Here is a 13,832-nt window from a genome sequence, read left to right as displayed (position 1 = left end):
CAATCAGGCGCGAATATCAAGTGTTTTTCCCAAGGTGGGGTGTGCGCCTTGACTCAGCATCTGGACCATATTCTGGGCATCGGTCTGTGCCTGATCTTTGGCAATACTCATGACCTGTAATCCTGCAGCCTGCAGTAAAGAGGACTGGTTCATGACAACCGATAGTGCAGCAATATCCATTTTTGTTCCTCCTCCAAAATTTTTTGAAGCAACGCATCCACCTTTTATATCGACCGGTTAGGGCTTGGCCGTTAGGTGGATGGCATTTCTTTGCCGATTGGCCCATGCCAGGGGTTAGATTTCCACATATTCTGTGCTGTATTCAATATTCAAGAGGAGGAATTAAATTATGGGAGCAGAGTATGGTTGCGGTTGTGGAAATAACGTCGGTGGAGTTAATCAGGGTCCCCCGATTGTTCCGGTTGTAAGCCCTTGGACTTCGACTGGTGCAATTCTGGTTCTGTTCATTCTGCTGGTTATTATCACTAAAGCTTGTTTGTTCTAGAGCGCTATTAAGCAAGTGCTGCCCTGTCTGGCCTGAGGCCGGATGGGGCTATTTCTTTTTTTTACGTGCCGCCGGACCGATCTGGCGTTTGATTCTGCCTGTATGCTCATCCGTTTCAATGATATACAACTCCTTGACTGTACCTGCAAGTGCAAACCATTCCTGTAAGGCTTCAGCCTCGGACATAGGGCCGTACAGCCTTTTCCCCCGATAACAGATATAGAACACTCCCGGCTCTCCGTCTATGGAATAATATTCCACACTATTTTACGCTTTATCCGGGTGAAATTGCATAAAGAACTTTCGTTCGCATAACAGGCATGCCAAATGTCCTTATATGACAGAGAGGAGAGCGGGTGCTTCGAGGTCTGTTTCAATTTCAGGAATTGTTTGCGGTAGTGCGGGAGTAGTCAGGCACTCTGCCTATTTAAACATGAACTCTACGCGGGTACCGTCTGCGAAGTCCTCCAGCTGATTGCCGACCCAGCTTCCAGCCCCGCGGTTATCGCTGGGGGTTATGTATTCAATATCTGCGCCGGCTCCGCCTTCTGCACACATCGCCATCGGCCATTCGTCGCGGTCATAACCTTTTTTGGTGGGTACGCCCTTCAGGGATTCCTTACGGTTCTCTTCGGCTTCATTCCGGTCAATTGTGCAGATGGAGGACTCGCCGTTCCTGATCGCTTCCTGAATATGTCTGGCGGTCTCCGGATAACGGCCCGATGGGAATTCCAGCCGGACAACCTCCGAATTGTCAGAAGACGGTGTCTGGGACGGGAGCTGACCGTTCTCCTCGAAGTAATAAGCAGCGAGGCTGAGCAGAACAACAATAATGAGACTGGTGATGAATTTTTTGGCTTTCATATCTGCTCCTTAAAAGTTTTGTTAGCATAGCTTCCAAGTGATAAGCTCCGGCAATACTCGCTTCGGAAGCCTAGCTCACAATAGTATAGCGTATGACTGCGGAATTGGAACAGACCGGATTCTTGTCTATCCGCCGTGCTGATGTTACATAATTCGCCATAAAATGTACAAACAGGTGGAAAAGGATGGTGGGAAAAGTGGAACAGCGTGTACTCAGAGATCTGCTGGATTCCGCGTCACGGCTGGTAGGGGATGTACAATGGCAGGCTGCCTTCCGCAGTGTGCTGATCTTCCGCAGTGTGCTGATGAGTCCTGCGGATGCGGAGCTGGCCCTGCCGGCGCGTAAATTGCTGAACACCTTATACTGGCTGCAGGGGCAAGGCGTGATCAGCGGACAGCATGATTATCTGGAGAGCCCGGATGAATTCAGCGTGAAGCTGAAGAATACCGGCGGGAGCTATGCGGGCCTTCACGGCTATGAGATGGGTGCCATCAGCAACCAGACGGAGCAGCAAATCAGCAGCCAGCGGCAGGCCGTCACGGACAGTGCAATCCGCTGGCATCAGGCCGGGGGAATCGTAACGATGAGCTATCATGCCAATCTGCCGGGAACCGCTCCGGCCTGGGCGAATGTCTCAATGAGTCTCAGCGAAGCAGATTTCAGCAGCTATATTACTCCGGGAACGGCCCAATACACAGCGATGATTGCAGAGCTGGACAAAGTAGCCGTCTATCTCAAAAAACTGAAGGATGCCGGTGTACCTGTGCTCTGGAGACCTTACCATGAGATGAACGGCGGCTGGTTCTGGTGGGGGCAGAAGTCCTCCTTCAGCACGCTCTGGGAGATTATGTTCGAGCGGTATACTGTATATCACAAGCTGCATAATCTGCTGTGGGTGTGGTGTCCGAATGCGAAGAACCAGTGGTGTGATGAACCAGCAAAATATTACCCGGGCAGCGGAAGAGTAGATGTGCTGGCACTGGATATCTATGACGCGGACTTCAAGGGGAGCCATCATGACAGCCTCTGGGATCTGGGGCGCGGCAAGCTGATCGCCATTGGCGAGAATGGGGAGCTTCCTCCGGCAGCCCTGCTGGCGGGTTCCCAGAACAAATGGAGCTACCAGATGACCTGGGGCAAGCTGCTGTATGAGAAGAACAGTGATGCGGTGATCAAAGCTTTTATGAAGGATAATTTCGTGTTCACGAGAGACGAATATGCAGCAAAGGCGGCAGCAATGGATCCATCACCGGGCGGCATTCCTAAGCCGGGTTTGTATGGCCAGTACTACAATAACATTACGCTCAGCGGTACGCCCGCCCTCACCCGGACGGATGCCAACATCAACTTCATCTGGAGACAGGCAGCCCCTGACCCGGCTATTCGTGCAGATTTGTTCTCGGTACGCTGGAGCGGCAGGCTAAGTGCGGTGTACAGTGAGACTTACAGCATCTATACTTCTTCGGATGATGGCATCCGGGTCTGGATCGACGGCAAGCTGATTATTGACAGCTGGATGAAGCAGAGCGGGCAAGAGCGGCAAGGCAGTGTGAATCTGATTGCGGGTAAGCTGCATGAGCTGAAGGTGGAGTATTACGAGAACCAGGGGGATGCGCGGGCCGTGCTGATGTGGGAGAGCCCCAGCCAGGTCAAAAGCGTAATTCCGGCAGGGGCGCTGTATCTTCCTTAACAGGGGAAGGTATTAGGTCAAATTTGTTCGCGGTAGCTGATGTTGTTGGCGACTTTTTCGTTGCGGACGGCTTGGCGCAGCACGTCTTTTACGGTCTGAACCTTGCGGATTTTGCGGAAAGGAAGCTGCGGTGACGAAGCGTCATCCGAGAGGATCGTAAGGGTTCCAATGCCTAGAATACGGTCCGGAATCGACTGCGTGACGGAAAAATCATTGACCCGCAGCAGCTCGATTTCTTCGACATCCTTGCCGATCAGTCCGCTCTTCACCATAATCCGCTGGGTTGTAATAGTGTATCTGGTATTATTGAGTCCAATAAGCCCCTTGAGCCGGTCGGATATGCCCGCAGGCTTACCCTGCCACAGCTCGGTTTCTGTGCTTGTTCCGGAGACCCGATCTGCCGCCGGACGGCGTGCTGCTGCCGGAGCATTATTGTCCTCTGTACCTGCTCCGCATTCTCCGCAGAATTTGGCACCTTGCTTGTATTCCGCACCACAGGCTGTGCAATAAGGCATAGGATATCTTCCTCTCGTATAACGGATAATTTGATTATAGTATAACAAGAATTCCCAGTCACTACCGGGTTCTTCTTGTGTTTCTTTCTGTGAATACGCTTTATCGCAGAAAAATGTTTCATCCCAGGCCATTTTACATTAATTTCATTTGCACTTAACAAAAATCGATATTATTCTGTTAAGTGGAGGGATATAAAATATGAGACGATTCTTATTTGCAGGATTACTTATGATCGTAGTAGTGCTAAGTGCCTGCAGCAATGACAGCGCAGAACCTGCTTCGCAGGAAGTAGTGCAGGATACAGTTCAGAGCTTTTACAATGAAATGACAAAATTCGATGAAATGGGTAAATCCTCGCTGGAAAATTTCAACACCACCCTAACTTCTTATTCAACCGGAGATGCGACCGACAAGGAGCTGCAGAAGGCCGTGGACGAGTTCCAGGATACAGCCTCTGATATTGCCAACCAGGTTAGTGACGTGAAGATTTCCAAGAGCCTGCCGGACACGATCCAGACGCTGCTCAGAGATTCTATTATTGCTTTTAAAAGTGCGTATTCCATTAAAGAGCAGGCCTCCAAAAGCGCGGTTTCTCCCGATGTAACTGCCGAGGAATTCAATGAGATGAACCAGCAGGCGGATGTAGCGATGCTGTACGGCATCTCCAAGCTGAATGAAGCCAGAGCGGCCGCAGGACTGATTGACCCGGAAGAGAGCACAGAAGGCCTGATTGTCAACCCGTCAGAGGCGGACACCGCTGCGAAGACGGGTACGGGAGCTGCAACGACAGAGAGCACGTCAGGAAACACGGCCAATTAAAAAGTATTCATCCCCGTTTAGTGCCAAAGTAATTATCAGATCGAATTCAAAGCTAGCCCCACTGCTGTGGGGTTATTTTGCTGTGCGGGCGGAGTCCGGTATGGTTCCTCCCAGGTCTTGGTGCTTACATATATTTCTGCTTGCTTAAAAAGTAAGATCACGGATATAATACAAACATACGTTCGGTACATGAGCGGACAACGTATTGCGGTATTGAATATAGACCATAGATTGGGGGAGCGGCAATGGGCAAAAAGCTGGAGGGCAATAACCTGTGGGACAGTAACCGGACCGTACTGCCGGAGCAGATGCGTATAATCAGCAGAGGTGAACGGGAGACGTGGCAGAGTGTCAGGCCGGTTCCGGATGAGCACAAGCTGGAGGAGATTGAGCATACGCTGGCTTTGTCGCTGCGGAGTCATGTGCGGGTTACTATAGTGTTGTTTGACCCTCTTGAGCACAAGCTGCTTAGCGGATTTGTGACCTCCATTCACACCCACTCGCGCGAATTCAAGCTGCAGTGGGCGGAGGAATGGAAGTGGCTGAACGTGGATGATATTATAGACGCCTATATCGTCTGAGTGTGCAGGCGAAGCTGGCTAGAGCGGACTGAGCGGTTAATCTCTCCCGGCAGGTTCCGTCTTTTCATAAGCAATCAGCGTGACTCCGGGGTTCCCGGTCATCCGGGCAATGGCCGACTCGGCCTCGCGGATCACTTCGACAACAGCCTCCTGATCGCTAAGCGCGGCCACCTTATAGCTGTCACTGTGAATATCCATGGTTGTCCACCTTTCCTTGCAGGATTAAGGATTAAACGGTACTCAATGTTATTCTGGCCTGTTGTGCAGCAATTCATGCTTGCTGGCTCTCTTGTTTACGCTAAGCAAGATCATGCCTTATTCAGGCCCTCAGGACTCCCTGGGGGCTTATTTCGTATGCTTCAGGGAAACGGCGAACTTGGGCGGATGCAGGGGGGAAGTGTACAGGCAACATAGTACAAGGGGGCATTTACTATACCAGGGGGTGAGTATATGCTGACTTTGGATCAAGTAAAGAGTAAATCGGCAGGGGAGCTTGGCAATCTGCATCCGGTACTGCTGGCGGGTGCTACTGAACTCATCCGGCGGAGTTATGCCAGAGGGATTCCGATCCTTATTACCCAGGGAATGCGTACCATTGCCGAACAGAATGCACTATACGCACAAGGGAGAACCAAGAAAGGCGCTATTGTCACCAATGCCAGGGGCGGCAGCAGCTATCATAATTACGGACTGGCGATTGACTTCGCACTGCTGCTGCCGGATGGCAAAAGCGTATCCTGGGATATGAAGCGTGACGGAGACGGGGATAAGGTAGCGGACTGGCTGGAGGTTGCACAGGAGGCGAAGAAGCTTGGTTTCGAGTGGGGCGGGGACTGGAGTTCCTTCAAGGATTACTCTCATCTGCAGATGACCTTCGGACTAACCACAGCTGAGCTTCGGGCCGGTAAGCACCCCACCGATCAGCAGGTGAAGGACGCATTAAGCCGGATGAACGGAGGTGACCCAGAGGTGAATACCGAGGTTAAAGTAAATATCACATTGAACGGACAGAAGCTCACGACCGGCGTGTTGGATAGCGTCACCACGTATGCTCCGGTACGCGCCATTGCCGAAGCGCTTGGAGCCAAAGTGACCTATGATGCGCTCAGCAAGACCGTGAACATCATAAAGAAATAATCTGCGTTGCATAGATGATGTGCCGTGTGGGGAAATTATCAGCGATAAACCACAACTACAGAGGAGGCATACCATCTTGAACAAGCTGATTACAAGCCTTGCATGCGGCACAGTATTATCCATGAGTCTGCTCGGGGCCGGTTACACATCTGCTGCGGCTGGCACGACAGGAATGGGCGGAACAGCACCCGTTACCAACAGCACAACATCGGATACCCGAATGGGCACTATGGGCAACAACATGGGCAACATGGATGGCCGGAGCACACCAATGATGAACGGCCGGGGCAATACCATGATGAACCAGACCACAGGCACCATGCACAGGAACGAGACGATCATGAGGGATAAAATCCGTACCGGAGACAACAGCTCCGTCTCCCCTCTGAACAATACTACACCAACAGGCATCTACCGGGCACAGAGCACCACAGACGATAACGATAACGGCTCTAACTGGGGCTGGCTCGGCCTGCTCGGACTTCTGGGGCTGGTCGGTATGCGGAGCAGAAGCGGCGAGCACGAACGCCACTAAGCGGGTTAATGACTGCAAAGGGCCCGTATCAGTTTCGGCTGATCGGGCTGTTTGTCTATATGCAGGAATAATTAATGGCAATTATTTGTTGCGTATCCCCATAATACGTGATATTATATTTCTTGTCGCGTTAACCACGCACATACCATGCCGGGGTGGCGGAACAGGCAGACGCACAGGACTTAAAATCCTGCGGTACGTGAGTACCGTACGGGTTCGACCCCCGTCCTCGGCACTACAACAACAAGGGTTTCAGCTCATTAGAGCTGGAACCCTTGTTTCTTTTTAAGCAGGTTTGCTAACATTTTGCTAACGGCGTCTCATTTTTGAAAGTGGCGGATATATTTGGCATACAACAGGCTCGGGAAAAACGCTTACGAGTTTTAAAGCAGCTCGTTCGGCTACTGAACTTGATTTTATAGATAAAGTATTTTTTGTTGTAGATAGGAAAGACCTGGATTTTCAGACGATGAAAGAGTATCAGCGTTTTTCTCCTGATAGTGTTAATGGTTCAGAAAGTACCGCAGGATTAAAGCGTAACATTGAAAAAGATGATAATAAAATTATTGTGACGACGATTCAAAAACTGAATAACCTAATTAAAAGCGAAACAGAGTTACCTATATATAATAAGCAAGTGGTATTTATATTTGATGAAGCCCACCGTTCACAATTTGGTGAAGCTCAAAAAAATATTAATAAAAAGTTTAAGAAGTTCTATCAATTTGGATTTACAGGTACGCCTATCTTCCTAGAAAATGCATTAGGTTCTGAAACGACTGCTTCTGTCTTTGGTCGAGAGTTACACACTTATGTAATTACGGATGCCATTAGAGATGAAAAAGTTTTAAAGTTCAAAGTAGATTATATCGATGTACGTCCCAAGTTTAAAACGATTGAAAAAGAACAGGATGAGAAAAAGCTATCGGCAGCAGAAAATAAAGAAGCATTACTACATCCTGAACGGATTAAAGAAATATCTCAATATATTCTTAATAATTTTAAAATAAAAACCCATCGTTTAAATGCGAATGGAAAAGGATTTAATGCTATGTTTGCTGTGAGCCATGTTGACGCAGCCAAACTTTACTATGAATCATTAAATAACTTACAAAAGGGAAGCAGTAAACCCCTTAAGATTGCGACAATCTTCTCCCTTTACTGCTAAGGAAGAGCAAAATGCTATAGGTGAAATTCTTGATGAAACTTTTGAACCTTCAGCAATGGATAGTAGCGCAAAAGAGTTTTTAAGTTTAGCCATTAAAGACTATAATGCCATGTTTAAAACCAAATATGGCGTAGAAAGTAAGGAATTTCAAAATTATTATTGTGACCTTGCTAAACGAGTAAAAAACAAAGAGATTGATTTATTGATTGTTGTAGGAATGTTTTTAACTGGTTTTGATGCACCTACACTAAATACTTTATTTGTTGATAAAAATCTTAGGTATAATGGTTTAATGCAAGCTTTTTCGAGAACAAATCGTATCTATGATTCGACTAAAACCTTTGGAAATATTGTTACTTTCCGGGATTTAGAACAAGCCACTATTGATGCGATTAAATGTTTTGGGGATGACAACACTAAAAATGTGGTGCTGGAAAAAAGTTATAGAGAGTATATGGAAGGATTCACTGATGTGGCAACGGGTGAAGCTCGTCGTGGTTATGTAGACGTTGTAAAAGAGCTACAAGAGCGGTTTCCTAATGTTGAAGATATTGCTACTGAAAAGGATAAAAAAGAGTTTGCGAAACTCTTTGGTGAATATTTACGTATTGACAATATTTTGCGGAATTATGATGAATTTTCAGGTCTAAAAGCTTTACAAACAGTAGATATTAATGACCCTGAGGCTTTGGGGGATTTTAAATCTAATCACTATGTAAGTGATGAGGATATAGTTGCAATGAAAGAGATTAAAGTACTAGAAATACAGGATTATCGTTCATCATATAATGATATTCGTGATTGGCTTCGTCGTGAAAAAAATGGAAAGGAAAAAGATAATTCCTCTATCGATGGGGATGATGTTGTCTTTGAAGTAGATCTTTTAAAATCCCAAGAGATCAATTTAGATTACATTCTTGAACTTATTTTTGAAAATAACAAAAAAGTAAAAGATAAGGTTTTATTGGTTGAAGAGGTACGTCGTTTAATTCGTTCTAGTGTGGGGAACCGTGCGAAAGAAAGTTTAGTAGTCGATTTTATCAATCAAACGGATTTAGACAATATTCAAGATAAAGCGAGTATTATTGATGCCTTCTTCTCATTTGCTCAAACTGAGCAAAGGCCTGAAGCAGAAGAATTGATTAATACTGAAAAACTTAATGAAGAGGCTGCAAAAAGATATATTTTAACTTCATTAAAAAGAGAATATGCCAGTGAAAATGGAACGGAGCTTAATGAAATTCTTCCTAAAATGAGTCCTCTTAATCCTCTGTACTTAACAAAAAAGCAGAGCGTTTTTCAGAAAATCTCTGCCTTTGTAGATAAGTTTAAGGGAGTAGGTGGAAAGATTTAATAGATCTAAAATAGAAAGTACAATGTGGAGAAATGGCAGAATTCAAATATAAAGCAACTCAAATAGACGGCAGATTGTCGGAATCTTCAAGGGTTGGACAAAGGAACTAAGAAGGATAAGCTGGAATGATAAAGAAGCTAAGTATGATATCCGTGAATTGTCGCCAGATCATGAGAAAATGGGCAAAGGTATCTCGTGGACTAAGGAAGAGATTGTTACGCAGCGGGTTTTGTTAATGGTTTGGGATTGTAGCTATTGAATCAGGAATATAACAATATCAAAAAAAATGAAGCTTATATAGGCGGATACTTTGGATCGAGTTACGAGTTTGAAGCTGACTTAGTGAATGGTTACATTTCTTGGAACACTGAAGGCGAGTATTTTGAACCTCTGATCATCTTGATATGGATGCTTCGGACGATCATTGGCGGTTCGAGATCCGTAGAGATGGAATCAAGGTACACTTCAAACTGCGAATCAGTCAGTTTATTGGTACGATGGGTGTCGAGGCTGGCGGTCTAGTGGATTCGGATAAAGTGCTAGAATAGGGTATATAAAACTAGATTGAGATGAGGCTCCTGGCGGCTTGCAGGGGTCTTTTTGTTTGTCGATTTTGGGAATATTTTCTGGAATTTTGATGGAAGATAGGATATGATTAACACTGACTTATAGGATGTTCATTTATTCACATTTATATATCCTAAGTTAGGTTCGTATTAAAAATGGAGGAGATAATATGGGTAAAGCCATCGAATTAGCTGTTTTGGGAAGATCGAATGCTGGTAAATCAACACTCATATCAGTTCTATTAGCTGATATAGACTTAGGAAATAGTTTACATCAAAATAATGATAAAGGAAAAACTAAATTAAACGCTAAATATTGTTTATATAAAGAATGTGATAATACCACATTTGAAATTAAAAAAAATGAAAAGTTGTTAGACTATTATTTGAAATCCGAGTTAAATGTTGATGAAGTTGAAGAAATGGGAGTAGCTTTAAAAAAAATCGAAAAAAATTTTGCTGATATAATACCAGAAGTGAAAAACTTACATGAAAGTAGTCTAATTGATTTGCCAAATAATTTTAATGAAATTGTAAAAAAATATATAGATGAACTGAGTCAACGAAAACTAGTAGAGGTTTTAGCCTTATCTGAACAATCTCCTCATTTGCGAGACTTAATAGAACTAATTGTTGTACATACACAAGCATCTGATATTGCAAAGCGAATCATTGATAAAAATAAGCTGGACTATTTTTCTATTATTGATACTAAAGGATTTGGTGATGCAACCTCATTAATTCATTATGAAGTCCCAAAAGCAGATGCGACTATATTTATGATATCAGACAAGTACATTGATTCTGATTATAAAGATATGGAATCTACAATTACTGATCAAGTAAAGAAAATACCAACTATATTATGTGCAAGAGGACAAAAATTAAGAGAAAATGAAATAAATGAAATAAATGAAAGCAATAATGTAGTTAGTTTCTTTAATGAAAATTATGCTGATGCTTTTTCAGAGGAAACAACTCCAGCGGCAAAACTCAAAAAATATTTAAAAGAAACAGGAATTATTCAAACTAAAACAAATTCAGATAAGTCTATGATGGAACTATACCTTTTAGATGACGACATTTTCAGGACATTACCTCATATTTTGGGCAAAAACGAAAAAACAGGTAAAACCATTGTTACTGAACATATGTGCAATAATTCCAAAGATATTTATTGCAAAATCGTTGAAGATATATTACAACGGGCTGTTTATGCAAAAATTAAAGAGGATGAGTCCGTTCAAGGTTTAATCGAGAAAATGACTAATGAAAAGACAAGTACGGAAATTAGAAATTATATATTGTCAAAATGTAATAAGTATATTATGCAAGCAAGTATTTCACCAGTAGTTAATGATAAGGACTTGCAAAGAGTATATTTCGACAAGACTGTTCAAAGTGTTTCAAAGTTCATTGAGACTGTTCATCGATATATACATGGTCCACAAGGTGGTACAACGGGGCACTATGCATACAACTATGATAGATTAGCAATTTCCAGCTATGTGTGTCTCGAAAAATGTTTTGAAGAACTACAGCGTGATGGAATTCCCAATTTGGACTTCGCTCAAATTGAGCTTATTATAAGGAAAGTTCGTAGAGATATTTGTAGGTATGGTAAATTAGCAGGATATCAAGAAGGTTATACAGCGTATATTGACTATGATAAACTGTGTTTGGCCTATGATAAAGAATCAGATAAAGCTGGCCCTTGGAAAGGTAATTTTTACGCATGGGAGTATTCTTATGAAAATGTTAGAAATGAAATAAATAATAACGCCATTTTCGGTGTAGATTTAGGTAAGGCTCAACATGCTGCATCCATATATTACGGCGTTATAAATCGAACAGTGTCAAATGCAGTTAATGGTCTGCTTAGTACGATGCCTCAAGAAATTGATGAATTTATAATTAAATAATAAGGTTCTAACCAGAAATCAGTAATTGACTTCAACCAAGGTGAGACGCGGCGGGACAAAGAGTTCTTCTGACCGCCGTTAAAGTCCGATTCCTTCTATTTTATGGGGTCTATGGTTGGAATCGGTCTTTAAAGCAAACACTGAAGTTTCTTCAGAATCTCTCTGCCCCTCCACTAAGCTCTGTTTTCTGTCAAATAATGAATATTAGGTTGAGCCCTATTTTTACATGGTTGTTTGCTGAAATTTGTTTTATGGTAATATGAAATTAATTCTGGAAGCATCTTTTTTTTGCTTAAGCCTAACCAGTACTTTGCAGCTCGTATGTATCACACCGAGAGACATAATGTGTTCAGCTTATTTACTATTAAATCGAAGCTACCTCACATTTAATAGAAAAGGTTGGTGTAATATGAGTCAAGAAAATATTTTATCTGTTACTATTCCACCTTTGATTCCATCTGAACTAATGGAGGAATATAGGGATTTTATTAATCCTGCATTAAGAGAAGTAGTTCAAGCTACTTGTTTGCGTCGATATTTAGAGGGCGCTATTGATTTACTTCTGAAAGATAGACTTTTAAGTTTGGCTGACATCTCAGAGAGCGAATGGAGAAAGAGTGACCTTGATGACAAAATTGTTTTGGTTAAGGAACATATTGATAAAGATCTAGCTAATAAGTATTTTAAAATTAAAAATATTGGAAACAAAGGCGCTCATTATACTGCTAAAAGAATTACTCCTAATGAAATTAGTAACGCCGTTCGTCATGCGGTAACCATATTTGAAGATTTGCTTGTCGTCTATTTTAAGAAACATAGAATAGGTACTGAAGGCCCAGTACTTACAATACTCAGTTCACTACCTCCAATAAAACGTGTCTACATTCTTGAAAAGATTTGGAAGCAAGATAGGAGCAATGTATGGATTATTGATAAATTGTCTATGGCCTATTTAAAAAGCGGAGACTTTCAAAAAAGCATGAATTTCCTAGAGTCTGTAAAGGACAAAATAGATGAGGCTTGTTATGAAGATTTTGTGTGGAAATTAGAGAATTTACAGAAAAATTTACATATACTTGACATTTCAGGAAATGTTGATGACGCAGCAAGAATATTTAACATACTGATTAAAGATGAGTACTTCACTAAATATCCAGAGTTCACTAATTTATTTTGTGTATTAGTTTCAGGGTACAACTATAAGTAAGTGTTGCTAAAAGGTATGGCTTGTTTTCATACTATAGTCTTTCTTGTTCTAAGAGCATAGCCATATGCTTTATGGGTGTGTAAATGACCATCCGTGGGAGAGCGCATCGCTGAGGTCAGGGGTTCGATCCCCCTAGGCTCCACCAAATTTCATATTATGGACTCTTAGCTCAGTTGGTAGGACAGTAGACTTTTAATCTATTTGTCCAGGGTTCGAGCCCCTGAGAGTCATCCTAAAAAACGGCAGAAATGCCGGGTTTTTTCTGTTTATGAATTTGCAATGAGAGGGCGGAGCGTAGGAGAAATAGCAAACTTAGAAGTCAAAGGCTATCTGAATTATTAACGTAGCTGCTAATGTAATCACATATTTTGTAAGGCATTACTGAAGCTGAACAGAGTCTGTCAGACTGGCGTTGAAGATTTTTCTGCACCCAATTCCGATCCGTATCGTGTATTTGGCTTAATCACTAGGAGTGTGGGGAATTTAAATTCCTGAATTGTCCTGTATTGCTCTGACTTGCTCAATATGAACACTACGGACTGTACAGGTACAGCGCTTATTTTAGGTATTTGGCTCATTTAGCAATGCATGCGGACTGTAGAGCTCTTATTGGTTCTTCACCAGGTATAATCGGGGTGGAATTGAGCAAATAGTTGCATAGGGTCCGTTCCAAACTTATCTGACTCATCATCAACAGTGAGTATACAGTTAATTCACCTGATTTACTGTATGCTTTATCCACTGTATATTTTGCTATATTCTAAGCTGTTATGTTTGGTTAAGATTTGCCCTCCTACGATATTCAATAAATGTTGATTAACAAACTCATGCAAAATACGTCTGGCGTGTTATATCGGTAGCGGCCCAAAGAAATTAAACCTAAACCTTTTCCAGAAATCACCTTCGTCTTGAGTTATCCTCTATGTTACTTTTCAACCTCGTACTACTGCTCAAACCGCGGCATCGT

The 13,832-nt window shown here is 43.0% G+C and carries 16 protein-coding genes and 2 tRNA genes; 13 read left to right on the top strand and 5 right to left on the bottom strand.

Going from position 1 to position 13,832, the window contains the following annotated elements; translation table 11 throughout:
- Nucleotides 1-3: 3 nt before the first annotated feature.
- Nucleotides 4-180, bottom strand: coding sequence for a YjfB family protein (locus R50912_RS34495; protein WP_076243860.1), 177 nt, complete (start codon nt 178-180; stop codon nt 4-6).
- 169 nt (nt 181-349) lie between these two features.
- Between R50912_RS34495 and R50912_RS36495 the strand changes: the two genes are divergently transcribed.
- Nucleotides 350-505, top strand: a complete 156-nt coding sequence (locus R50912_RS36495) for a hypothetical protein (RefSeq protein ID WP_155991357.1) — start codon at nt 350-352, stop codon at nt 503-505.
- Nucleotides 506-553: 48 nt separating this feature from the next.
- Here R50912_RS36495 and R50912_RS24080 read toward each other — a convergent pair whose 3' ends face one another.
- Both R50912_RS24080 and R50912_RS24075 read right to left on the bottom strand, forming a co-directional pair.
- Nucleotides 554-691, bottom strand: a complete 138-nt coding sequence (locus tag R50912_RS24080) for a hypothetical protein (protein WP_156118708.1) — start codon at nt 689-691, stop codon at nt 554-556.
- Between the two features lie 237 nt (nt 692-928).
- On the bottom strand, nt 929-1,369 hold the full coding sequence (locus R50912_RS24075; protein ID WP_042238459.1) for a NucA/NucB deoxyribonuclease domain-containing protein: 441 nt from the start codon (nt 1,367-1,369) through the stop codon (nt 929-931).
- 185 nt (nt 1,370-1,554) lie between these two features.
- Here R50912_RS24075 and R50912_RS24070 point away from each other — a divergent pair, with 185 nt between their 5' ends.
- Nucleotides 1,555-3,060 carry a glycosyl hydrolase gene (locus R50912_RS24070; RefSeq protein ID WP_231637705.1) on the top strand — a complete coding sequence of 502 codons (1,506 nt, stop codon included), beginning with the start codon at nt 1,555-1,557 and terminating at the stop codon, nt 3,058-3,060.
- A gap of 17 nt (nt 3,061-3,077) precedes the next feature.
- Here R50912_RS24070 and R50912_RS24065 read toward each other — a convergent pair whose 3' ends face one another.
- A complete protein-coding gene (locus R50912_RS24065) occupies nt 3,078-3,575 on the bottom strand; it encodes a zinc ribbon domain-containing protein (RefSeq protein ID WP_042238456.1) in 498 nt (165 codons plus the stop codon).
- A gap of 199 nt (nt 3,576-3,774) precedes the next feature.
- Here R50912_RS24065 and R50912_RS24060 point away from each other — a divergent pair, with 199 nt between their 5' ends.
- Both R50912_RS24060 and R50912_RS24055 read left to right on the top strand, forming a co-directional pair.
- Nucleotides 3,775-4,395, top strand: coding sequence for a hypothetical protein (locus R50912_RS24060; RefSeq protein WP_042238454.1), 621 nt, complete (start codon nt 3,775-3,777; stop codon nt 4,393-4,395).
- A gap of 245 nt (nt 4,396-4,640) precedes the next feature.
- Nucleotides 4,641-4,976 carry a YolD-like family protein gene (locus R50912_RS24055; protein ID WP_042238452.1) on the top strand — a complete coding sequence of 112 codons (336 nt, stop codon included), beginning with the start codon at nt 4,641-4,643 and terminating at the stop codon, nt 4,974-4,976.
- Between the two features lie 36 nt (nt 4,977-5,012).
- On the opposite strand, the gene R50912_RS35740 is transcribed toward R50912_RS24055, so the two are convergent.
- Nucleotides 5,013-5,174, bottom strand: a complete 162-nt coding sequence (locus R50912_RS35740) for a hypothetical protein (RefSeq protein ID WP_197072972.1) — start codon at nt 5,172-5,174, stop codon at nt 5,013-5,015.
- 252 nt (nt 5,175-5,426) lie between these two features.
- On the opposite strand from R50912_RS35740, the gene R50912_RS24050 reads away from it, so the two are divergent.
- The 9 genes from R50912_RS24050 (at nt 5,427) to R50912_RS24020 (ending at nt 13,096) form a co-directional block, all read left to right on the top strand.
- Nucleotides 5,427-6,113 carry a M15 family metallopeptidase gene (locus R50912_RS24050; protein ID WP_042238451.1) on the top strand — a complete coding sequence of 229 codons (687 nt, stop codon included), beginning with the start codon at nt 5,427-5,429 and terminating at the stop codon, nt 6,111-6,113.
- Nucleotides 6,114-6,189: 76 nt separating this feature from the next.
- Nucleotides 6,190-6,648: a WGxxGxxG family protein gene (locus R50912_RS36030; protein ID WP_052416658.1), complete on the top strand. Its 459-nt coding sequence runs from the start codon at nt 6,190-6,192 to the stop codon at nt 6,646-6,648.
- Nucleotides 6,649-6,797: 149 nt separating this feature from the next.
- A tRNA-Leu gene (locus R50912_RS24040) sits at nt 6,798-6,883 on the top strand.
- An 87-nt stretch (nt 6,884-6,970) separates the two neighbouring features.
- A complete protein-coding gene (locus R50912_RS36025) occupies nt 6,971-7,816 on the top strand; it encodes an HsdR family type I site-specific deoxyribonuclease (protein WP_331281933.1) in 846 nt (281 codons plus the stop codon).
- Nucleotides 7,788-9,170, top strand: coding sequence for a type I restriction endonuclease subunit R, EcoR124 family (locus tag R50912_RS36020; RefSeq protein ID WP_231637704.1), 1,383 nt, complete (start codon nt 7,788-7,790; stop codon nt 9,168-9,170). The genes R50912_RS36025 and R50912_RS36020 overlap by 29 nt, the downstream gene beginning before the upstream one ends.
- Nucleotides 9,171-9,243: 73 nt before the next feature.
- Complete coding sequence (locus R50912_RS34490) at nt 9,244-9,429, top strand: YdbC family protein (RefSeq protein WP_331281932.1); 186 nt, start codon at nt 9,244-9,246, stop codon at nt 9,427-9,429.
- Nucleotides 9,430-9,906: 477 nt separating this feature from the next.
- Complete coding sequence (locus R50912_RS24030; protein ID WP_042238450.1) at nt 9,907-11,658, top strand: GTPase; 1,752 nt, start codon at nt 9,907-9,909, stop codon at nt 11,656-11,658.
- 409 nt (nt 11,659-12,067) lie between these two features.
- Complete coding sequence (locus tag R50912_RS24025) at nt 12,068-12,865, top strand: DUF4145 domain-containing protein (protein ID WP_042238449.1); 798 nt, start codon at nt 12,068-12,070, stop codon at nt 12,863-12,865.
- A gap of 157 nt (nt 12,866-13,022) precedes the next feature.
- A tRNA-Lys gene (locus R50912_RS24020) sits at nt 13,023-13,096 on the top strand.
- Nucleotides 13,097-13,832: the final 736 nt, after the last annotated feature.

Origin of the sequence: Paenibacillus sp. FSL R5-0912 (genome assembly GCF_000758605.1) — a bacterium.
GTDB lineage: Bacteria > Bacillota > Bacilli > Paenibacillales > Paenibacillaceae > Paenibacillus_AQ.
This window is presented reverse-complemented; position numbering and strand designations above follow the sequence as displayed.

Coding starts and splice junctions, on each gene's coding strand:
- R50912_RS24060 (WP_042238454.1), top strand. CDS start 3,775: ATGAGACGATTCTTATTTGCAGGATTACTTATGATCGTAGTAGTGCTA.
- R50912_RS24080 (WP_156118708.1), bottom strand. CDS start 691: ATGTCCGAGGCTGAAGCCTTACAGGAATGGTTTGCACTTGCAGGTACA.
- R50912_RS35740 (WP_197072972.1), bottom strand. CDS start 5,174: ATGGATATTCACAGTGACAGCTATAAGGTGGCCGCGCTTAGCGATCAG.
- R50912_RS24030 (WP_042238450.1), top strand. CDS start 9,907: ATGGGTAAAGCCATCGAATTAGCTGTTTTGGGAAGATCGAATGCTGGT.
- R50912_RS24070 (WP_231637705.1), top strand. CDS start 1,555: ATGGTGGGAAAAGTGGAACAGCGTGTACTCAGAGATCTGCTGGATTCC.
- R50912_RS24025 (WP_042238449.1), top strand. CDS start 12,068: ATGAGTCAAGAAAATATTTTATCTGTTACTATTCCACCTTTGATTCCA.
- R50912_RS24065 (WP_042238456.1), bottom strand. CDS start 3,575: ATGCCTTATTGCACAGCCTGTGGTGCGGAATACAAGCAAGGTGCCAAA.
- R50912_RS36495 (WP_155991357.1), top strand. CDS start 350: ATGGGAGCAGAGTATGGTTGCGGTTGTGGAAATAACGTCGGTGGAGTT.
- R50912_RS24055 (WP_042238452.1), top strand. CDS start 4,641: ATGGGCAAAAAGCTGGAGGGCAATAACCTGTGGGACAGTAACCGGACC.
- R50912_RS24050 (WP_042238451.1), top strand. CDS start 5,427: ATGCTGACTTTGGATCAAGTAAAGAGTAAATCGGCAGGGGAGCTTGGC.
- R50912_RS24075 (WP_042238459.1), bottom strand. CDS start 1,369: ATGAAAGCCAAAAAATTCATCACCAGTCTCATTATTGTTGTTCTGCTC.
- R50912_RS34495 (WP_076243860.1), bottom strand. CDS start 180: ATGGATATTGCTGCACTATCGGTTGTCATGAACCAGTCCTCTTTACTG.